This window comes from Amphritea opalescens (assembly GCF_003957515.1).
Lineage (GTDB): Bacteria > Pseudomonadota > Gammaproteobacteria > Pseudomonadales > Balneatricaceae > Amphritea > Amphritea opalescens.
Genome location: NZ_RQXW01000005.1, coordinates 32,699 through 53,635 on the forward strand (window position 1 = coordinate 32,699; position 20,937 = coordinate 53,635).

15 protein-coding genes are annotated in these 20,937 nt (G+C 48.4%); 12 read left to right on the forward strand and 3 right to left on the reverse strand.

Annotated elements, in window-relative coordinates:
* Positions 1-77: 77 nt before the first annotated feature.
* Both trmA and EH243_RS06735 read left to right on the forward strand, forming a co-directional pair.
* Positions 78-1,172: a tRNA (uridine(54)-C5)-methyltransferase TrmA gene (trmA, locus tag EH243_RS06730; RefSeq protein ID WP_126157884.1), complete on the forward strand. Its 1,095-nt coding sequence runs from the start codon at positions 78-80 to the stop codon at positions 1,170-1,172.
* Between the two features lie 212 nt (positions 1,173-1,384).
* Positions 1,385-4,843 (forward strand): acyl-[ACP]--phospholipid O-acyltransferase, encoded by a 3,459-nt coding sequence (locus EH243_RS06735; RefSeq protein WP_126157885.1) that lies wholly within the window; start codon positions 1,385-1,387, stop codon positions 4,841-4,843.
* A gap of 174 nt (positions 4,844-5,017) precedes the next feature.
* On the opposite strand, the gene EH243_RS06740 is transcribed toward EH243_RS06735, so the two are convergent.
* Positions 5,018-6,802 (reverse strand): sensor domain-containing diguanylate cyclase, encoded by a 1,785-nt coding sequence (locus EH243_RS06740; RefSeq protein ID WP_241235012.1) that lies wholly within the window; start codon positions 6,800-6,802, stop codon positions 5,018-5,020.
* A 423-nt stretch (positions 6,803-7,225) separates the two neighbouring features.
* Here EH243_RS06740 and apbC point away from each other — a divergent pair, with 423 nt between their 5' ends.
* From apbC to EH243_RS06760, 4 genes are all read left to right on the forward strand, one after another.
* A complete protein-coding gene (apbC, locus tag EH243_RS06745; protein WP_126157887.1) occupies positions 7,226-8,038 on the forward strand; it encodes an iron-sulfur cluster carrier protein ApbC in 813 nt (270 codons plus the stop codon).
* 131 nt (positions 8,039-8,169) lie between these two features.
* Positions 8,170-8,736 (forward strand): dCTP deaminase, encoded by a 567-nt coding sequence (gene dcd, locus EH243_RS06750; RefSeq protein ID WP_126157888.1) that lies wholly within the window; start codon positions 8,170-8,172, stop codon positions 8,734-8,736.
* The gene (locus EH243_RS06755) at positions 8,733-9,374 is read left to right on the forward strand and encodes a hypothetical protein (protein ID WP_126157889.1); all 642 of its coding nucleotides are present in this window, start codon (positions 8,733-8,735) and stop codon (positions 9,372-9,374) included. The genes dcd and EH243_RS06755 overlap by 4 nt, the downstream gene beginning before the upstream one ends.
* A gap of 362 nt (positions 9,375-9,736) precedes the next feature.
* Complete coding sequence (locus EH243_RS06760) at positions 9,737-10,537, forward strand: hypothetical protein (protein ID WP_126157890.1); 801 nt, start codon at positions 9,737-9,739, stop codon at positions 10,535-10,537.
* 42 nt (positions 10,538-10,579) lie between these two features.
* Here the strand turns inward: EH243_RS06760 and EH243_RS06765 are convergent, their stop codons facing one another.
* On the reverse strand, positions 10,580-11,074 hold the full coding sequence (locus tag EH243_RS06765) for a MarR family winged helix-turn-helix transcriptional regulator (RefSeq protein WP_126157891.1): 495 nt from the start codon (positions 11,072-11,074) through the stop codon (positions 10,580-10,582).
* Positions 11,075-11,363: 289 nt separating this feature from the next.
* On the opposite strand from EH243_RS06765, the gene ectA reads away from it, so the two are divergent.
* The 6 genes from ectA to mgtE all read left to right on the forward strand — a co-directional run bounded on the left by ectA (position 11,364) and on the right by mgtE (position 17,747).
* Positions 11,364-11,858, forward strand: a complete 495-nt coding sequence (ectA, locus tag EH243_RS06770; RefSeq protein ID WP_126157892.1) for a diaminobutyrate acetyltransferase — start codon at positions 11,364-11,366, stop codon at positions 11,856-11,858.
* Positions 11,859-11,925: 67 nt separating this feature from the next.
* A complete protein-coding gene (ectB, locus tag EH243_RS06775; RefSeq protein WP_126157893.1) occupies positions 11,926-13,233 on the forward strand; it encodes a diaminobutyrate--2-oxoglutarate transaminase in 1,308 nt (435 codons plus the stop codon).
* Between the two features lie 145 nt (positions 13,234-13,378).
* On the forward strand, positions 13,379-13,783 hold the full coding sequence (locus EH243_RS06780; RefSeq protein ID WP_126157894.1) for an ectoine synthase: 405 nt from the start codon (positions 13,379-13,381) through the stop codon (positions 13,781-13,783).
* Positions 13,780-14,703 (forward strand): ectoine hydroxylase, encoded by a 924-nt coding sequence (gene thpD / locus EH243_RS06785; RefSeq protein ID WP_126157895.1) that lies wholly within the window; start codon positions 13,780-13,782, stop codon positions 14,701-14,703. The genes EH243_RS06780 and thpD overlap by 4 nt, the downstream gene beginning before the upstream one ends.
* 76 nt (positions 14,704-14,779) lie before the next feature.
* On the forward strand, positions 14,780-16,237 hold the full coding sequence (locus EH243_RS06790) for an aspartate kinase (RefSeq protein WP_126157896.1): 1,458 nt from the start codon (positions 14,780-14,782) through the stop codon (positions 16,235-16,237).
* 160 nt (positions 16,238-16,397) lie between these two features.
* Complete coding sequence (gene mgtE / locus EH243_RS06795) at positions 16,398-17,747, forward strand: magnesium transporter (protein WP_126157897.1); 1,350 nt, start codon at positions 16,398-16,400, stop codon at positions 17,745-17,747.
* A 75-nt stretch (positions 17,748-17,822) separates the two neighbouring features.
* Here the strand turns inward: mgtE and EH243_RS06800 are convergent, their stop codons facing one another.
* The gene (locus EH243_RS06800; RefSeq protein ID WP_126157898.1) at positions 17,823-20,849 is read right to left on the reverse strand and encodes an EAL domain-containing protein; all 3,027 of its coding nucleotides are present in this window, start codon (positions 20,847-20,849) and stop codon (positions 17,823-17,825) included.
* Between the last annotated feature and the right edge of the window lie 88 nt (positions 20,850-20,937).

Sequence of the window (20,937 nt, forward strand, 5' to 3'; positions counted from 1 at the left end):
GATAGAACGCTTGGAGTGGTGGGGGTGGGCTGGTAGAATGCGCGACCTATTTCCCCTTACATATTTTCGAGGTTTAGATGGCGCTGCCTGTTGTTGATCCGTCCCGCTATGATGCTCAGCTGAGCGAAAAGAAAGCTGAAATCGAACAGCAGTTTAGCGATTTTTGTCTGCCTGATATCGAACTGTTTGAATCACAGAAAACCGCCTATCGCTTACGGGCCGAGTTTCGTCTCTGGCATGAAGGCGACGATCTTTACTATGTGATGTTTGAGCCCGGTGATAAGCATAAGCATAGCCGCTTAGAAAGTTGCCCGATGGTGTCTGAGCCGATTCAGCAGGTGATGTTTAAGTTGTTGGATTATCTGCGGCCGAATGAAGTACTGCGCCGTCGCCTATTTCAGGTGGATTTTCTCAGTACCCTATCCGGTGAAGTGATTATCAGTTTGCTCTATCACAAACCTTTAGATGAGGCTTGGACCGAGGAGGCGAAAAAACTTAAACAGCATTTTGGCATTCACTTTATTGGCCGCAGTCGCAAAACCAAGATTATTCTGGATCAGGATTATGCCGTTGAGCATATGCCTGTTGGTGGACGCGAGCTGATCTACAAACAGGTCGAAAATAGCTTTACCCAACCCAATGGTGGTGTCTGTATCCAAATGCTGGAATGGGCACAGGATGTGACCCGTGATGCGGGTGGTGACCTCGTTGAACTGTATTGTGGTAATGGCAATTTTACCATGGCGTTGGCGCAAAACTTTGATCAGGTGATTGCCACTGAGATTGCCAAAGTGTCGGTTGAAGCGGCGCAATATAATATCGCTGCCAATCAGGTGGAGAATGTTAAAATTCTGCGGATGTCCAGCGAGGAGTTTTCCCAAGCCCTGCAAGGGGTGCGTGAATTCCGTCGCCTGAAGCAGAGTAAGGTTGATCTGAGTACCTATAATTTTAGTACGGTATTAGTCGATCCACCCCGCAGCGGGCTGGATGATGAGACCGTTAAGCAGGTGGCCGAGTATGACAATATTGTCTATGTCTCCTGTAATCCTGAAACTCTGCATTCCAACCTACAGCAGCTGACGCAGACCCATGAACTGCAGCGTTTTGCCATCTTTGATCAATTCCCCTATACCCACCACCTTGAGTGTGGTGTTTACCTGACACGGAAATAATACCGTATTGGATTAAACGGCCTCTAGGGTGTTTACTCACCCTAGGGTATTGTCTAGCAATACCTTTGTCGCATTGGTCGTATTCATAGCACGATAAAAAGATACTTCTCGAATCATTTTATTGGGAGGTCGTGTTATGCTCAGTTTAACTTCAGCGCCGGTTGTCATGGCATCGGTATTCGTCACTGCTTCATTCTGTCAGGGAGAGTAGGATGTCAGCACTTCTTCGTATCAATGGTTTTCTCGCCTTTATTGCTATCGCGTTTATCAACGCATTCGTCGATCTTGGACATAAGATTATTATTCAGAATACGTTGTTTAAAGCGTATGACGGTGATCTACAGATTGTCTTGACCGCGGTGGTCAACGGTTTGATTTTGCTACCTTTTATTATGCTGTTTACCCCGGCTGGGTTTCTCGCCGATAAATATCCGAAAAACCGCGTGATGAAGTTGTCCGCTTGGGCGGCGGTCGCTTCAACCTTGCTGATAACGCTCTGTTATTTTCAGGGTTGGTTTTTAGCCGCCTTTGCGCTGACCTTTGTGTTGGCGCTGCAAAGTGCTTTTTACTCGCCGGCTAAGTATGGCTTTATCCGCGAGCTGGTGGGCGAAGAGAATATCACCGAAGGTAATGGCTGGGTTCAGGCGGTTACCATGGTGGCGATTCTGTCCGGTATTGCCGTGTTTTCGTTGCTGTTTGAGATACGGGTTGAGGGGGCTTTTCAGCTAACCCCCGAAGAGAGTCTGCAAAAGATCGCCCCGCTAGGTTGGTTTTTGGTCGCGGGTTCGTTGCTGGAGTTAGTGATGGCTTATCGCTTACCGACCACACGGGAGACCGATCAGCAGCTGCATTACGACTGGAAAGCTTACCGCACCGGCAAAACGCTGAGCCGAAATGTATCAGCGATCTATCATAATCGTACGATCTGGTTGTCGATTATCGGTGTCTCTCTGTTTTGGTCGGTCAGTCAGGTGATGTTGGCGGTTTTCCCTGCGGTGGCTGAATCCCATCACGGTATGCATAACACCTTTGTTATTCAGGGCACGATGGCCTTAGCAGGCGTTGGCATCATGGTGGGCTCCCTATTGGCGGGACGCTGGTCACCTCACTATATCAATATTGGTTTGATTCCTTTGGGTGCGGTGGGCGTTGCGACTGGGTTGGTTTTGCTGCCTCAAGCGGCTTCGGTATTGTCTCAAGGGAGTGTCTTTTTTCTGATCGGCTTGAGCGGCGCGTTGCTCAATGTGCCGCTGCAGTCTTTGATTCAATTTAATGCTGGCCGTCAAGAAACAGGTAAGATTTTAGCGGGTAGTAACTTCATTCAAAATATTGCCATGCTCGGTTTTCTCTGCCTCACGGTGCTGGTTGCTTGGGCGGGTATCGATGGTTTATGGCTGCTGTGGTTGCTGGCCTTTCTGGCGGTCGTTGGGGCGTTGTGTGCGATTCGGATGTTACCCCAGGCCTTGGTGCGGGTGCTGGTGGCGGGACTGATTAAGCGTAAATACAACTTGCAGGTGTTGGGCTTTGAAAACCTGCCGCGTGCCGGTCAGGGTGTTCTGTTGTTAGGGAATCATATCAGTTGGTTGGACTGGGCGATGATCCAGATGGCCTGCCCACGTCATATCCACTTTGTGATGGAACGCTCAATTTACGAACGCTGGTATCTGAAGTGGTTTTTATCGATGTATCGCGTAGTGCCTATCTCAAAGGGCAAAAGTCGTGAAGCGCTAGATACCGTGAGAGCCTTGATTAGTGCCGGTCATGTGGTCTGTTTATTCCCAGAAGGGGCGATTAGCCATACTGGTCAGATCGGGGAGTTTAAGCGTGGTTTCGAGCATGCCTGCGAAGGTGCGAACGGTGTGATTGTACCGTTTTATCTGCGCGGATTGTGGGGCAGCCGTTTTTCACGCTCGACCGATAAGATGAAAACGATTCGTCGTGGTGGTTTGAAACGTGACGTCATTGTGGCTTACGGCCAGCCAATGCCGATTAGTAGTGAGGCTTCAGAGGTTAAAAAGAAGGTGTCTGAGTTATCGATCCATACGTGGGAGCGATACACCCGAACCTTAAAGCCGATACCCCAGAGCTTTATCCATACGGCAAAATCGCAACTGTCTGATATGGCGATTGCCGATGTGCAGGGTGAACCACTGAGTTATCGTCGTTTGCTCACGGCGGTGGTGCTCTTTAGTCGCCGTTTGAAAAAGACACCGGGACAGCGTTTAGGCTTGTTACTGCCGACCTCCAGTGCTGGGGCGATTGCTAATTTGGCTGGCCTGTTTGCAGGGCGGGCATTGGTCAATCTTAACTTTACCGCCAGTGAAACCGCACAGTTGGCCGCGTTGGAACAAGCTGAGGTACGTACAATTCTGACGGCGCATAAATTTGTCGCCAAGTTGAAAAGCCGTGGTATTGATCCTGAGCCATTATTTGCAGGGCGGCAGGTGCTGTATATGGAGGATCTAAAAGCGGATATCGGTAAAGCGGAAGCGTTGATCACGATGGGATTAGTGAGCCTATTGCCCGCCACCTTTCTGCAGGGCTGGTTAGTTGCCGGACATCGAGTGGAAGACACGGCAGCGATTATGTTTTCCTCCGGCAGTGAAGGGGCGCCGAAAGGGGTGATGCTCAGTCATCGGAATATACTGGCTAACCTGCGTCAGATCGCGGATGTGCTGAACGTTAGAGAAGATGACTGCATCATGGCAACGCTGCCGCTGTTCCACGCCTTTGGTTTGACGGTGACAACCTTTATGCCATTGATTGAGGGGATTCCTGTGGTGTGCCATCCCGATCCTACCGATGGCTACAATATCGGTAAGGGTGTGGCGAAATATCGTGCGACGGTTATCTGTGCGACGTCGACCTTTCTTCGGTTATATACCCGGACTAAGAAGCTGCATCCGTTGATGTTGCAAACAATTCGAGTGGCGGTGGCGGGGGCTGAAAGGCTTGATCCTGCAGTAAAACAAGCATTTGAAGCGCGCTTTCGGGTGCCGATCATTGAAGGCTATGGCTCGACAGAGACGACGCCGGTGGCCAGTGTTAATTTGCCGGATCATCTCTCTGTGGATGGCTGGTTTGTGCAGGTGGGCAGCCGTGCGGGTACTGTAGGGCTTGCTTTGCCCGGTTCGACGTTCCGTATTGTCGATCCCGATACCTTGGAAGAGCTCCCAACCGGCGAGGATGGTTTGATTCTGATCGGTGGCACACAGATTATGCAAGGCTACCTTAATGATCCAGAGAAAACCGCTGATGCTATCGTCGAGATAGATGGCTTGCGCTGGTATAAAAGCGGCGATAAAGGGCATCAGGATGAAGATGGCTTTCTCACGATCGTGGACCGTTATTCACGGTTTGCCAAGCTCGGCGGGGAGATGGTTAGTCTCGGCGCGGTCGAGCTCGAGGTTAGAAAGCGCCTTCAGCAAGAAGATGTAGGGCTGGTGGCTATTAATATGCCGGATGCACGTAAAGGCGAGCAGGTTGTGTTGTTGATTGATGCCGAGGTTGATGTGGATAACTTTCGACAGATGTTGACCCGTGAGGGCGTTGCCCCGTTGATGTTACCGGCGAAGGTGTTTCATGTTGATCAGATACCCCTATTAGGCAGCGGTAAGGTGGACTATCCGGCGGCACGTCAACAGGTTGAGGCGTTGATGGCAGCGAGTTAGTTTTGAAAGGTAATGGCGTCCCATAAACTGGCCCACAGGCTTAGATAGCTGTGGGTCATTTTTATGTCTGCCGCTATGAGTAAAAATCTCTGGTATGCGTTTATTCGCAGCCTCATAGGGCGTTAGGTATAGCCAAACGCTATCCTGTAGCGCGTGTTAGATCCGCATCACTGATCAAACAACGATTTTATCTCGGCCACTATTTTTGGCTTCATAGAGTTTTTTATCGGCTTGTTCAATCAGTTCTTTGGCTGAAATGGCCGAATCCGCATTCGCATGGACAACGCCAAAACTCATGGTGATATGTTGATGATGAACCACTGGGTTGCTTTTGAAGTGATCACGGATGCTGTTAAGCCTCTGCATCACTTGCGTCACCTCGGTATTAATAAAGACCAAGACAAACTCTTCACCGCCATAACGGGCAACAATATCTTCAGCAAGGCGGGTGTGGTTTTTAAGGTTGGCGGCCACTGCCGTTAAAGCAAGATCGCCGGCGGTATGTCCGTACTCATCGTTAATCTGCTTAAAATGATCAATATCACATAGCACTAAGGTGATTTTCTGGTGATGTTGTTGAGCCTTGCCTAGGGATTGTTCTAATACCTGCTTTAACCCCCGCCTGTTATATAGCTGCGTTAACTCATCGGTGAGCGAGTTTTCGAGCAGGGAGTCATTCTCGCCTTGTAAAACCGATGTTCTTTCGGCGACCTTTTTCTCCAAATTCTGCATGATATCGAAAAGATTATCGGCCATAGAACGAAGCCCTTGGCTGAGGGAGTTGATCTCTCGGATATTACTCAACGGGTGAGGTAGCTGTTGAATACTGGTGATATTTTTGTTGTTAGCGGCTTCGTTAAGACGGTGTATGGGTTTGCCGATATACCAAGCGATTAATGAACCCATCAAACCGGTACAAAGAAACAGTGCCAGCGTAATCAGAATGGTGCTCTGGGTGTACTCGGCTAAAATACTCTTGTGGTAAGCGCTAGGGATGAGAATACCGATGAGCCATTTTTTTCCATAGTTTAACGAGATAGCGCGGACAAAATATAAATATTCCTGCCCGTCCACGTTCAATTGGTGGGTGCCTGTGGCTAACTGGCCACTGGCTAATTGCAACACTTTATTGGGGTGGCTATTAAGGTTGACGCGAGTCGTTAAGCCTTCGGTGGTGCGATACAGTTCGCCACCCTCAGAGGTAGCGATCAATGCGCCATTCTCTTCGGCTAAAAAGATATAAGCCCCCTCAACCAGTTCTAGTGATTCAAGGTATTTATCTAATTCACGTAACGCGATGCTGGTGGCTGTTACGCCTAGCAGAGTACCTTTTTGATCATAAATGGGGGCGGAAAGTCCGATGCCGAGGGTTGGGTAGCCGTAATAGGGGTGGATAGCACTCCAGGTCATTTTATTCTCTTTTATGGCGTCGAGATAAAAAGGCCTTGTTCTTGGGTCATAGCTAAAGGTGGCATCGGACAGTATTTTCGGGCCAATAAAGTTCACGGGGTCGTATTCAAAACCTTCCATTGTAAGTGGTTGGTGAACGAAGTTGGCTGCAATATTGTGTTTGCCTCTGTTGATGGGATCCTGTGCTGAAGAAACATAGCGGCCATCCACCGTCGCCGTGGAGATAAAGGTCATCTGGTTATAGGGCGTTGCTTGTTCGTAAAAGCGGCCTGCAATCGGGGTTAAATCATCGAGTAGTGCTGGGCGGTGAGAAAAGGCGTGGAGGTTCGTGTCGACAATATTGCTTAACGGCTCCATGAAGTTTTGTACGCGGTCATAAATGCGCCCCTCAACCTCTTTGATATATTGTATGCCGACCGTATTGGCGATATTGGAGATAGTGATGGTGGATACGAAATACAGGGTTATACCGGAGATCAGTGTCAGCACGATAAAGGGGGTAACGATTAACCAACGTAATGGAACAGACTTCATCAACGGTGTACTCATTCTATGGGTATCGATTTAACCGGAACTGCAACTTTTAAGTGGTAAGCGTTACTATAGCTATTAATCGATGATTTATCTTTTGTCGGTGTGTAATTTTATGAAAAAATTGATCTTTTTACCTATATTCATGCGTTGAGTCAGCATTATTTTTATGTCTGGGTTATCAAACTCTCTGATCGCAGGCAGGACTTTAGTCTTTTGCGTATAGAAAAGGTTGAGTAAGGATGGGGTTACTTCGGTTGCTGGCCGTTTTTCGAAATCATGGGTCAGGGTGTTGTTGTTTTCGTTATTATAGTGATTTTTTTCGTCATGGTATCCGTTGTGTAAAAGTGGTGTTGTGTGATGCTTTGGTGCATAATTCCGACTAAATTGGTTGGTTATTATAGACGGCAATAGTGATGGCCGTAGTTTGAGGTGTTTCTGATGCAAAATATTAAGAATATTGTGGCGGTTGCGTCCGGTAAGGGTGGTGTCGGTAAATCGACAACAACGGTTAATTTAGCCTTGGCGATGGCCGCTGAAGGGTATCGTGTGGGTGTATTGGATGCCGATATCTATGGCCCGAGTATGGGCACAATGCTCGGCGTTGCCCCAGGTACTCAACCAGAGCCTGTCGGCGAAAACGGTATGAAACCGCTGATGGCCCACGGTTTAGAAGTGATGTCGATTGCGTTTTTGATCGATGAGACTCAACCGATGGTGTGGCGCGGGCCGATGGCTAGTGGTGCTTTGCAGCAGTTACTGACACAAACCCAGTGGGGCGATTTAGATTATCTATTTGTTGATATGCCACCCGGTACCGGTGATATTCAATTGACCTTGTCTCAGAAGGTGCCCGTGAGTGGCGCTGTGATTGTGACGACGCCGCAGGATATTGCTTTGTTGGATGCCCGCAAAGGGATTGAGATGTTCCGCAAGGTAGAGATTCCCGTGTTGGGTATTGTGGAAAATATGAGTGTGCATATTTGTAGCCAATGCGGCCATGCCGAAGCGATTTTTGGTAGTGGTGGTGGTGAGAACCTAGCACAGACTTATGGTGCACCGTTGTTGGGCCAGTTGCCGCTTAAAATGTCGATTCGCGAGGCGGTTGATGGTGGCCAGCCAACGTTGGTATCCGACCCTAGCGGTGCTGAGTCGGAAATCTATCGTTCCACGGCCCGTCAGGTGGTTGAGGCATTAAAGGCGCGCAGTGGTGCACAACAGGCGATGCCCAATATCTCGATTAATCAGGACTAAGTCGCCGATCTTTCACCGCCATTAGCTAGCGATCGGCTCGCCGCATTTTTTTTAGTAAAAATGCGGCTTTTTTTTGGCAAAAACGATATTATGTGCGGCCGCACAATCAACATAAAACTGGAACTGAAAAGATGGGTATCAAATCTGACAGCTGGATTCGTCGTAGGTCTTTAGAAGAGCGCATGATTGAGCCTTTTGAGCCGGGTCAGGTACGTCGTCGTGGAGAAGAACGTCTTATCTCTTATGGTACATCCAGTTATGGTTATGATGTGCGTTGTGCGGATGAATTTAAAATCTTCACTAACATCAACTCCTCTATCGTTGACCCGAAAAATTTCGATGATGGTAGCTTCGTTGATGTGAAATCGGATGTGTGTATTATCCCGCCAAACTCCTTTGCGTTAGCGCGTACGGTTGAGTATTTTCGTATTCCGCGGGATGTGCTGACCATCTGTCTAGGCAAAAGCACCTATGCTCGTTGTGGCATTATTGTGAATGTCACCCCGTTGGAACCCGAATGGGAAGGGCATGTGACCCTAGAATTTTCCAATACAACACCGTTGCCTGCTCGCATCTATGCTAACGAAGGCGTGGCTCAGATGCTGTTTTTAGGTGCCGATGAAGTGTGTGAAACCTCATATAAAGATCGTGATGGTAAATATCAGGGTCAAACCGGAGTGGTTGTACCTCGTACATGATTGAAGCAAGTAAAAAAATTCAGAGTTTCTGGCAGCAGGTCGAGCAGACGATCGAACGTTTGTTAATCAGCGAGACAGAAAGTCAGTTTGAAAATGAATCATTGTTGCTGGAATACAGCAAGAGCCTAAGAAATATCGATGCTAACCTGACCTTTCATTTCGAGCGTGAAGAGGGGGAGGGTAATGTTGAGATGGTCTTTGGTTGTGATGGTTATCCCGAGTCGATCAGTTCGGTGCTGACGCTGGTGGGCGCTGCGCCGGATATCGGTGGGGTGAGCTTTGTGGCGTTTAATAATCGCTACGACCCAGTGCCGGCCACGGTTAATTTTGGCGATGAACAGTTTCAGTTGGATGAGTTCTGGTTTGGTTATCGGGTAGAGTCCGGCCGCTACCATCTGGATATTTATATGCAGGATCTGCCAGCGTCGCTGGATATGGAGCCGCGTATCGAAGCGGTGATGATCTATCTAGATGCTTTGATTGGTGAGTACGACCTGATGACCCGGGTATCGACTCTGGATTGGTATAATCTGCCTGTCGATCCCGTTGATTATGCGTTGCAGCCGTTATCGGTGTTGCGCAGTTGTTTTGACCAGCGACGTCATCAGATTAGCCCGATCGGGCTAACCTATCATTAAATTCAAGCATTCGGTGACGTTAGTTATCCGATAGTATGTAGATGTTTCCCTCTTCGTCATCTTCGCCCGTTGTGCTGCTCCAGAGTATTTTGCTCGACATAATTCATCCTCTTATTGTCTTTATTCTATCGAGGTCTGGAGCCCGCGACGCCTATTAGGATTCCTACCTCTTTTTATGGCTTCGGCAGGCGGCGGCGAAACATTAGGCTAGATGGGAAAAAACGCTTTAGCAGTCGATATCTGAGGCATCTGAGTAGCCAGACTTAACGGTTACACGGCGATGCGCAATGGAGCATTTTGTTTCGCTAATCGACAAATATTAATAGGTTAATGCTGTGGGCTGCGGCATAACGGAGAGTGATATGAGCCAGTTATTAACAACGCTGATCGCGCAGGTGCGAGCCGATTATCTTGATTTGATGGAAACCGGCGGTGGACGTTATCCCTACACCACTGCCGAGAAGCTGTGTAATGATCAGCTTTATCTTGAGGCGGATGCGTTAGCGCAGTTTGTTGCAGAAGATCCAACACTGTTGGCCGCCCGTCGTGGAGTGCTGGTTGTCAGCGAAAGTGAGCAGGAAAATCCCAGTGTTGGCATGATTATCAGTGCCAATATCGCGGCGGCGATGATGGAAGGGTTGATCGATATCGCCTTGGAAAGCGGTTGGCTGAGTCTCGGTGACGATGGCCGTTTACAGCTAGATGCTGAAGAACTAGCGCTGCCTGAGTTGGCGGTGACCGATGTTGATTATAGTCATTCGCAGACCGCCCGAGATAACCTAGTTCGTCCGGGCAACAGTCTGCTGACCGAGGTGATGAACCGTGCAGAGTCGGCTTATCTGGAACGGCTGAAAGGTGCGCAGCAAAACCCCTATATGCTGGCGCTTGAAGTGGCTTCTGAATACTCACTCTTTGCGCCCGATGATATCGCGCCATTGGTGGAAGAAAATCCATTGCTGTTGGGGTTGCGCGGTGATGGTATGGTCGATGAAGCGTTGTTCGAGGGTGATCCGCCAGCGGGGATGATTATCAGTGCTCACCTGACGCAGATGGTTGTGTCTCAACTGCTGGAAGTTGCCGTCGAGCAGGGCGTATTAGGCACGGACAGTAGTGGTCACCCGTTGTTGCCGGGCAATGATAGCGATGAGCCGGTGATTCACTGAGTGACTGATGACGATGCCTATTGAGCAACTCAAGCGGCATCGTTATTTTTTAGCATATTCCTGCTGATTTCGATCGAGTTCCCCGATATCCAATAGTGGTGCGGCATCGAGGTGTTGTGCGTTGAGCATAAAAGCGATTCGCTCTAGGCTCGATACCACCATTGATTGCTCCCAATTTTGCATATCCTCAAAGCTTCTAACAAAAATATCTTGTTGTGTGGTCGGTGCGCCTTTCATGAGTTCGGTGCCTTTGTCGGTCAGGCTGACCCACACTTTTCGTTTATCCTCTTTGCCCCGTTCGCGGGCAACCAATTCCTTTTTTTCTAACCGGTCAAGAATGCTCGTAATGGTGGCTTGGGTGAGCACCATCTCTTTGGCCAGTTCTCCGCTAGTGAGCTGAGTGTGCTCGCGTAGGGTTTGCATCACCATCAATTGTGGTGGAGTGACCCCCGTACCGCGGCTGATCTCTTTATCCTGCATATCGGTTGAGCGGATAATTTGACGTAGCAACACCAGTGCTTTCTGGCTGTTTTCCATGGTTAATCCTGTATCAATTTTGGCTGATTATTCTACGGATATCCGTCCCTTTAATCTATGGGATTGAACGGGACGATGCTCTGGTTTTCAATATATTTTGAATAGCTAACTAATTTATTGTCTATTTGTGTGTTATATTGACGCAAGTTTTACGAAAACAGCCTGTTTTGTGGCTTTTGTTGGTGAAATTTTCATCAAAACGACGTTGTTTATCTGTTTTTAGTGTGTTTTATAATAGATAAGTAAATTGTAAAGCTAAATAAATGTAAATCTAAGTATTTGAGGGTCGATGGATATCGCAAGCGTAGTCTTACGCAAACCTGAAGCTGAAGATGGCTTCTTCGTTAACAAACTCATTAGTGAAATTCCCGAATTAGATAGTAACTCCTGTTATTGCAATCTACTGCAGTGTAGCCATTTTTCCGATACCTCGGTATTAGCGGAAATAGAGGGCGAAGTGGTCGGTTTTATCAGTGGCTATCGTAAGCCTAACGACAGTGATGTACTCTTTGTTTGGCAGGTGGCAGTAGCACAAAAAGCCCGTGGAATGGGGCTTGCTAGTAAAATGCTTCAGCAGTTGCTTCAGCGAAAAGTACCTTCTCCTGTATCCCATATTGAAACCACGATCACCGACGACAACGAGGCCTCTTGGGCGCTGTTTAATCGTCTGGCGAGAGACGCGAATGCCACGCTAGTGCGTTCGTTGATCTTTGATCGATGCGATCATTTCAACGAACAGCATGATTCTGAGTTTCTGGCACGTATTGGTCCCTTTCTGCCGTAATACTTCGAATAGCTATGTAATTCATCTTTTTTAAATCATTCGGTTTTAACTAACTAAGAGTACTGTTATGAAAATTTTTGAACAGATTGAATCTGAAGTTCAGTCCTATGCTCGCTCATTTCCCCGTGTATTTAACAAGGCGCAGGGAGAGCATCTCTATGATGAAGATGGTAATCGCTATCTTGATTTCTTGGCGGGTGCCGGAACGCTTAACTACGGTCACAACAACCCCGTATTTAAAGAAAAACTATTGGAGTATATCCATAGTGACGGTATTACCCATGGCTTGGATCTACATACCAAAGCGAAGGGAGAGTTTTTGGAAGCCTTCAATGAGAAGATCCTTAAACCACGGAACCTTGATTATGTGATGCAGTTCACCGGGCCGACCGGTACTAATGCGGTGGAAGCGGCCTTAAAGCTGGCACGTAACCTGACCGGCCGAGAAAATGTCATCAGCTTCACCAATGGCTTTCATGGTGTAACGATGGGGGCACTCGCAGCCACTGGTAACTCCCACCATCGTGGCGCGGCGGGTGTAAGTCTGAGTGGCGTCAGCCGGATGCCATACGATGGCTACCTTGGTGATGATATCGATACCACGGTGTATCTCGATAAGGTATTGAGCGATTCCAGTAGCGGTATTGATAAGCCTGCGGCGGTGATCGTCGAAACGGTACAGGGTGAAGGCGGGATTAACGCAGCGAGCTTCGAGTGGCTACAAAACCTGGATAAGGTGTGTAAAAAACATGATGTCTTGCTGATTGTCGATGATATACAGGCGGGCTGTGGCCGTACGGGTACCTATTTCAGTTTTGAGGAAGCGGGTATTAAACCGGATATCGTTACCTTGTCTAAATCCTTAGGCGGCTACGGTTTACCTTTTGCGGTGGTGCTATTCCGTCCCGAACTTGACCTGTGGAAGCCCGGTGAGCATAACGGTACGTTCCGAGGCAATAACTTCGCCTTCATCACCGCGACGGCTGCGATCAATAGTTATTGGTCGGATGATAGCTTTTCAAAAGAGGTGAAAGAAAAGGGACGTTATATCTCTCAGCGACTGGAAAGTATTGTCGAAGAGTATGGTAACGGTAACTTTACCACCCGAGGCCGCGGTATGTTTCAGGGTATCAGCTGTGTTAATGGTGAGTTAGCGGACAAAATTACCACCATTGCATTCCAGAATGGTTTGATGATTGAAACCAGTGGTGCAGATGGTCAGGTGGTGAAGTTGCTTTGCCCGTTGATTATCACTATGGAAAACCTAGCTGCCGGTATCGATATTCTCGAAAGCGCGATTCGTGATGTTTGTGCGACAGAAGACCGTATTCCAAAACATAAAAAGTATTTTGACCCTATCTCATTAGCCAGTTGAGCAAACTGTTGATGGATTGATTCCATCGGCGCGGCTTATCGAAGCGCCGTTCGTTGTGGGGTTTAAGGGATGATTGAGGGTGCTGAATAGTGCCCGTTCTTATAGCCCACAGCCGTTACTGATAATTAAACTTAAAGGAAATAACATGATCGTACGTGATTTAGCTACCGCCGAGCAGAGTAACCGTCGCATTGTATCGCCGGATGGCAACTGGGAAAGTACTCGGATGCTATTGAAAGACGACAATATGGGGTTTTCATTTCATATGACCACTATTTATAAAGGCGCCGATTTCGGAATGCATTATCAGAACCATCTGGAATCTGTGTATTGCGTCTCGGGAGAAGGGGAGATCGAAACCCTAGCCGATGGCAAAGTTTATCCGATTAAAGCGGGTACACTCTATGTGTTAGATAAGCATGATAAGCACGTGTTACGGGCTTTCGAAGAGCTGAAGTTGGCCTGTGTGTTTAATCCGCCATTGAATGGTAAAGAAGTACATAACGCAGAGGGAGCCTACGAACTGAATGCGGATACTGTTTCGGCATGAAACCGAATGAGAATCTGTTTGTAGCACCACCGCTGAGTGAGGATCTATATCCTTCTCGGCAGGGGGTGAGTCAATGTTCTGAGCGACGGGATCCTGTGGTATATGCCCCCGTCGATCGTCCTATGCCGATAGATCAATCGCAGCTTGAGGCTTATGCTGAACATGGTTTTCTTGTCTTGGAAGATCTGTTTTCGGATGTTGAAGTGCGGATGTTTCAACAAGAGATGGAGCGTTTAAGTGGTGATCCTGAGGTTAGAGCCTCGGGAGAGACGATAACGGAGCCGGGTCATGGTGATGTGCGCTCGATCTTTCGCGTGCATCAACGCAGCGCCTTATTCAAGAAGTTAGCGACTGATCCTCGGTTAGCCGAGTTGGCACGTTATATTCTCGATGATGAGGTGTATCTTCATCAATCTCGGCTGAACTATAAGCCGGGATTTCGGGGTAAAGCATTTTATTGGCACTCCGATTTTGAGACCTGGCATGTCGAGGATGGCATGCCGCGAATGCGGGCGCTGAGTATGTCGATCACACTGACCGAAAACGTCGATACCAACGGCCCCTTGATGTTAGTGCCGGGATCGCATCGTCAGTTTGTTGCTTGTCAGGGAGAGACGCCAGAAAACCATTACAAAGCGTCATTGAAGCAGCAGGAATATGGTATCCCCTCTGATGACCAGTTAAAGCGGTTGATCGATCGAGGTTCAATCGTGACGGCCAAGTGTAAGCCGGGCAGCGTGATACTCTTTGATTGCAACCTGATTCACGGCTCAAACGGCAATATTACCCCAGCGCCCCGCGCTAATGTCTTTTTCGTTTATAACGCCTTGAGTAACCGAGTCGTAGAGCCTTTTTGCTGTCGGCGACCGCGACCGGAATATATCTGTAGCCGTGAACATATTGTTCCGCTGTCTGATTGATCGACGAATCGCCTAAACGGTGCATGTTAGATGCGCCTTAGGGCGATATTATGATTATCTAAAAGTTCTGAGAGTTATGCATACTATAGAAAAAATCGGCGGCACATCGATGTCTGATTATGTGTCGGTACGCGATAATATTATTTTTAAACCATCGAACCCAGAAAGCCTTTATCAGCGGGTATTTGTTGTCTCAGCCTACGGCGGTATTACCGATAAACTGCTGGAGCATAAGCGTAGCGGTCAGCCGGGTGTTTATGGTCTATTTGCCAGCAGTATTGAAGATCGCAGCTGGCTGGTGGCGTTAGAGCAACTTAAATGTGAAATGTACGATCATAACCTGCTGTTGTTTGGTAAAGGCGAGGCGCTGATTCGGGCGAATAACTTTATCGATGAGCGGCTGCAGGATGCGCAGAAGTGTCTGACGGATCTTCATAGCTTGTGTATGCATGGGCATTTCGCCTTGGATGCTCACCTAACCACCGTGCGGGAGATGCTCGCGAGTATTGGTGAAGCGCACAGTGCGTGGAATATGGTTGAGCTGTTAAAGCGGGATGGTGTCAACGCCTGTTATGTGGATTTGACTGGTTGGGACACCGATCGGCATATGTCCTTAGATGAGCGTATCTGCTCTGCTTTTAAGCATGTAGACCTGCATACGCAGTTACCGGTTGTGACCGGTTATGCCCATAGCCAGGATGGTCTGATGTCCTCCTTTGATCGGGGTTATAGCGAGATGACCTTTAGTCGTTTGGCGGTGCTTACTCAGGCCCGTGAAGCGATTATTCATAAAGAGTTTCATCTTAGCAGTGCGGATCCGCGGCTAGTGGGGGAAGATAATGCGGTGCCGATTGGCCGGACCAACTACGACGTAGCGGATCAGTTAGCTAATCTAGGGATGGAAGCGATTCACCCGAAAGCCGCCAAAGGCCTGCGCCAGCACAATGTACCGCTACGGGTAAAAAATACGTTCGAGCCTGAGCATACCGGTACGTTGATTACCGGTGACTATGTGAGTGATACGCCGCGGGTAGAGATCATTGCCGGCTGCCGTGGAGTGTATGCGTTAGAGCTTTTTGATCAGGATATGGCCGGTAGTTTAGGTGAGTATGATCGGGAGATTCTCGCGTTGATCAAACGTTTCAGGGCGCATATCGTCTCGAAGGATGTGAATGCCAATACGATTACGCACTATCTGGCGACGAATCTGAAAACCGTTAAGCGTATACGGGCGGCCTTAGCTGAACGTTTTGCCGATGCTGAATTAGATCATAAAAAGGTCGCTATCGTGTCGGCGATTGGTAGTGATATGGAAGTCCCCGGTATTTTGGCAAAAGCGGTGTGTGCGATTGCCGAGGGTGATATCAGTGTGTTGGCTATTCATCAGTCGATGCGCCAGGTGGATATGCAGTTTGTGATCCAAGAAACGGACTATGAGGCGACGATTAAAAGCCTGCATAAAGCATTGGTCGAGGTCCATCATCATGGCCGTGCGATCTGTTTATCGAGTTATTCTGAGCACCGGTTAAACTGAGACTATGTTCGATTTTGTCAGAAACTGATAAGTTAGCAGAACGAATGTTATTCCGTCGTTAAATCAGGTTGTTATATCAGGCGGTGACGCGCTAACGGATAGCGGTTAACGCAACAGCGGTAATGATGTTCAGTCAGTTAGGCAATCAGGAGCGGTATGCATGTCCCAGGTAAATCTACGTATTGATCAGATCCATAAGGCGATCGAGCGAGAAGACGAGGTCACACTCAATAATCTGCTGGCCGAGGTCAGCGCCAGTGAAACGGCTCGGTTGATTGAGGGCTCGGCCCCCGAAAAGCGGATCATTATCTGGGATGTGTTGGATGTCCAAAAACGCGCCGGTGTGCTCAAGAGTGTTAGTGGGGATGTACGTCAGTATCTGATTGATAACACCTCCCACGATGAACTGTTAGAAAGTTTGTTTCTGCTGCAGCCCGATGAACTGGCGGATATTGATGAGGATCTGCCCGGCACGGTGATCAACGCCATGATCGCTGCGATGGATGAGTTGCGTAAACGTCGCTATAACAGCGTCAAGCATTATCCTGATAATACCGCCGGTGGTTTGATGGATACTGATACCACCGCCGTTAGGGCCGATGTGTCGATTCTCTCCGTGTTACGTTACTTGCGGTTGCTGCGAAACAAAGAGGGGGATATGCCCGAGCAGTTAGATAGTTTAATGGTGGTCGATCGCACCAATAAACTGTTAGGGGTGTTGCCGCTCAGCGATATTGTCTCCCTGCCTACCGATACCTTAGTCGCCGATATTCTTGATCATACCTTTCAGGCTATTCCGGTCGATGCCAGCCAAGAAAAAGTAGCGCGGATATTCCAGGATTGCGATCTGCTCTCTGCCCCTGTTGTCGATGGTAATTACCGTTTGTTGGGGCGTATCACCATCGATGATGTGGTCGATGTGATTCAGGCGCAGGCCGATGCGAAAGTGTTGAGCTCTGCCGGTTTGAAAAATCATACCGATATGTTCTCGCCTATCTTGAGCAGCGCCTATAAGCGTGGCTACTGGCTAGGGATCAATCTCGTAACCGCCTTTGTGGCGGCGTGGGTGATCGGGCTGTTTGAAGCGGTTATCGAGCAACTGATCGCACTGGCGGTCTTAATGCCCGTGGTGGCGAGTATGGGCGGGGTGGCCGGCTCGCAAACACTGACCATCGTCACCCGAGGGTTGGCATTAAATCAAATAGGCCGGACCAATATTACCCAGTTAATTATCCATGAAGCCTCTGTGGTGTTTCTGAATGGTATCGTTTGGGCGTTAACGGTGGCGGCGATAGCGCTCTATTGGTTTGGCGACCCGATGCTGGGCGCCGTATTTGGTATCGCGCTGATGATCGTCTTGATCACCGGCGTGGTGGCGGGGATTTTTATTCCGTTAATTCTGCAGCGGATGTCGATCGATCCAGCGGTGGCCGGCAGTGTGGTGCTCACCACCTTCACCGACGCGATTGGTTTTTTCTCTTTTCTCGGCTTAGCTAAGATTTTGATCTGATTGGCCGTTTCGCGTAGAGGGCCAAAACGTTTACCGCCCCAGCGCTTAATCCTTTAAGCACTGGGGCCGGCCTATTTAAACCTGAGCTAGACGGCTCTTGAGTAGATCCAACAAGAGATCATCGGTCATCGGTTTAGCTAATAAGTAACCCTGTATCATCGGTGAACCATACTGCCGCAGTATATCGAGCTGTTCCTGTGTCTCCACGCCCTCGACGATGGTTTTTAAGGAGAGAGAGTTGGCCAGTGAGATAATCCCTGATACCAGCGCCTGATCATCCTTATCGGTGACGAGATCATCGATAAAGGATTTATCAATTTTTAACCGTTTGACGGGATATTTTTTGAGATAGCTAAGGGAAGAATAGCCGGTACCAAAGTCATCGATAGCGATATCGATGCCTTGGGAGACGATGTTGTCGAGTTGGCTGTAGATCCTTTTTTGATCCATCATTAACGCGCTTTCAGTGATCTCGACTAAAATATCTGTCCCATTCAGTGACAAGGCTGCGAGCTCTCGGTTTAATATATCGGCGACGTTACCTCGAAGGAACTGAGCACTCGAGATGTTAATGCTGACCTTCGGTATTTCTACTGGCGCTTCACCGAAGCAGGTACGTAGTTGTTTAACAAACCGACAAGACTCTTGGATAATCCATTCCCCGAGACTATGAATCAAAGCTGACTCTTCGGCCAGCGGAATAAATTCCAGCGGTGAAATCGTGCCTCTTTCCGGGTGTAGCCAGCGGATAAGGGCTTCTACCGATTCTATATTCTGCCCATCCGTTGACCAGATAGGCTGGTAGACCAAGTAAAACTCACCCCGTTCCAGCGCTTTATACATGTTCTGCTCAAGTAAACTACGTTTTCTTGAGTCTTCATTCATATCCTCATTGAAGTAATCTCGGGTATTACGTCCGGCTTCTTTCGCCTTGTACATGGCGTTATCGGCATTGATCACCAATTTTTCGCTGATGGCGCCATTGTCAGGGTAGATAGCGATACCGATACTGCAGGAGATATAGGCCTCATGGCCATCAAGCTGGTAGGGAAGGGATAGCGCATGGAGTGCTTTGTCTGCGATATTATCGATGGTTGACAGCTTCTCGAGTTCGGGCACGATAATGGCGAACTCATCACCGCCGAGTCGAGCAACGGTATCACTTTTACGGACGCAGGCCTGCAACCGTTCAGCGACCTGCTGCAGTAGTAAATCGCCGGTGTAGTGGCCAAAGGTGTCGTTGACATATTTAAAGCGGTCGAGGTCGAGGTATAGCAGCGCGGCTTTGGTCTGGCTGCGTTCTGAGAACGCAATGGCTTGATTCAAGCGGTCCTCGAAGAGATTCCTGTTGGGAAGTCCGGTCAGTGCATCGTAGTTGGCCTGATGAATGATCACCGCTTCATTATGTTTACGCTTAGTAATATCGCTGAATAGGGCAACATAACCTTCAAGGTCACCTTGAGGGTCAAAACGAGAAGAGATGACCACCCACTGAGGGTAGAGCTCACCGTTTTTACGTCGATTCCAGATCTCGCCTTCCCAGAAACATTTCGCTTCGAGTTCTTCAAAGACGGTTTTATAAAAATGTTCGCTGTGTTTGCCTGATTTTAGAATGGCGGGGGTTCTGCCTAACACTTCCGACTGTTGATAACCGGTGATCTGTTCAAACGAGGGATTTACCATCTGAATACGGGAGTTTCTATCCGTGACCATGATCGCTTCAGCCGCGGAACTAAAGACATCTGACGCGAGTCGGAGTTTTTCTTGGGCTGCTTTTTCATCGGTGATCGGGCGTTTGAGGGCGATAAAGTGTGTAATAGCCCCATCTTCATTAATGAGAGGGCTGATGGAGGCATATTCCCAGTACAGCGTGCCATCTTTATGCTTATTGTGAAACTCACCGGTCCAGGTGCCACCATCGACCAATATCTCCCACATAGCCTCATATTCATTGTCAGGGGTGTCGCCCGATTTGAGTACGCGAGGGTTTTGGCCAATGACTTCGTCGCGGCTATAACCGGTAATGTTTTCGAAACTTGCGTTGACATATTCTATTGCGCCATCGGGGTCGGTAATCGCAATAATGGTTGGGCTGTGTTCGACGACTTGGGATAGCAGGTGAACCTCGTCTTTCATTTTGAGTGCGCTTTTACTGGTGCGCACGAGGAAAAAGGTACCGAAACTGAGTGCGGCTATCGCGATGAAGAGAATAAAAATGAGCCCGTTTTTCTGCTTCAACCACAGGATTAATGAGTGTTTATGATCCGTGACCACCGAGACGGCCAGCGGATATTTGGATAGTAGTTCTGTACTGATCGTCGAAAATTGAATCGGGCTAAGTGAGCTATCGGCATTGCCAACATCGGCGTTCTCGGCTAACGCGGCTTTAATATTGCTGATCACTCGGGGACGGTTAGGGCCGTAAAGGCCTTTCTGCAGTACGACGTTACCGTTAAAGTCGGTGAGGTAAACGCTATCCGCTTTTTCAAGGTTTAGATCATTGATATAACGTTTGAAATAGCTTGGGTTAAAGGTGGCGATAATTAATAGTTTGTCACCGTCAGCCGCGCGGGTTTCAAAACCGATCGGGATTAAGCTGCGGATGCTGCCTTCTTCGGGGAAGTAACCCTCTTTGGGGAGAAAACGTCCCTTGAGCGGCGTGCCGATCATCAGCCCTAAAGAAAATGGGTTTGGGTAACTATCGTTTAATCCGAGTATATTCAGGTTGATGTTGTCGTTGGCGTCGTTGTGGGTATCAATAATGGTGTTACTGCCTTTAACAACCGTAATTTGTCGAAGCTGAGGCGCGAATTTAAGCGTTTTGAGTGCGCGGTTATGCATATCATTAATATGCTCAGGGCTCAGGTTACCCGCGCGCAGATCATCTGAGAGCGAGATAAGGGTGATCTCTAGGGCTTCAAATGTCCGCGTGATGGTGCTTTGAATCATGCGAGCATGCAGTGCTGAACGCTCGTTTCTCTCATCAACACTCTGAAGAAAGCTGAGCCACAGCGTTATACCGATAAGACTAATCGCACAAATCAGTCCTCCGTAGAGCCATTTTGTGAAAGAAGGGGGCTTTTTTACATCATATTTGCGCATATATTTACAACTTAACTCAAAGAAACGCTACAAACGCGGCCATAGCTCACATAAGATATTGTACCTTAGAAACTATTTGATACCAGCC

Coding starts and splice junctions, on each gene's coding strand:
- trmA (WP_126157884.1), top strand. CDS start 78: ATGGCGCTGCCTGTTGTTGATCCGTCCCGCTATGATGCTCAGCTGAGC.
- EH243_RS06735 (WP_126157885.1), top strand. CDS start 1,385: ATGTCAGCACTTCTTCGTATCAATGGTTTTCTCGCCTTTATTGCTATC.
- EH243_RS06740 (WP_241235012.1), bottom strand. CDS start 6,802: ATGAGTACACCGTTGATGAAGTCTGTTCCATTACGTTGGTTAATCGTT.
- apbC (WP_126157887.1), top strand. CDS start 7,226: ATGCAAAATATTAAGAATATTGTGGCGGTTGCGTCCGGTAAGGGTGGT.
- dcd (WP_126157888.1), top strand. CDS start 8,170: ATGGGTATCAAATCTGACAGCTGGATTCGTCGTAGGTCTTTAGAAGAG.
- EH243_RS06755 (WP_126157889.1), top strand. CDS start 8,733: ATGATTGAAGCAAGTAAAAAAATTCAGAGTTTCTGGCAGCAGGTCGAG.
- EH243_RS06760 (WP_126157890.1), top strand. CDS start 9,737: ATGAGCCAGTTATTAACAACGCTGATCGCGCAGGTGCGAGCCGATTAT.
- EH243_RS06765 (WP_126157891.1), bottom strand. CDS start 11,074: ATGGAAAACAGCCAGAAAGCACTGGTGTTGCTACGTCAAATTATCCGC.
- ectA (WP_126157892.1), top strand. CDS start 11,364: ATGGATATCGCAAGCGTAGTCTTACGCAAACCTGAAGCTGAAGATGGC.
- ectB (WP_126157893.1), top strand. CDS start 11,926: ATGAAAATTTTTGAACAGATTGAATCTGAAGTTCAGTCCTATGCTCGC.
- EH243_RS06780 (WP_126157894.1), top strand. CDS start 13,379: ATGATCGTACGTGATTTAGCTACCGCCGAGCAGAGTAACCGTCGCATT.
- thpD (WP_126157895.1), top strand. CDS start 13,780: ATGAAACCGAATGAGAATCTGTTTGTAGCACCACCGCTGAGTGAGGAT.
- EH243_RS06790 (WP_126157896.1), top strand. CDS start 14,780: ATGCATACTATAGAAAAAATCGGCGGCACATCGATGTCTGATTATGTG.
- mgtE (WP_126157897.1), top strand. CDS start 16,398: ATGTCCCAGGTAAATCTACGTATTGATCAGATCCATAAGGCGATCGAG.
- EH243_RS06800 (WP_126157898.1), bottom strand. CDS start 20,849: ATGCGCAAATATGATGTAAAAAAGCCCCCTTCTTTCACAAAATGGCTC.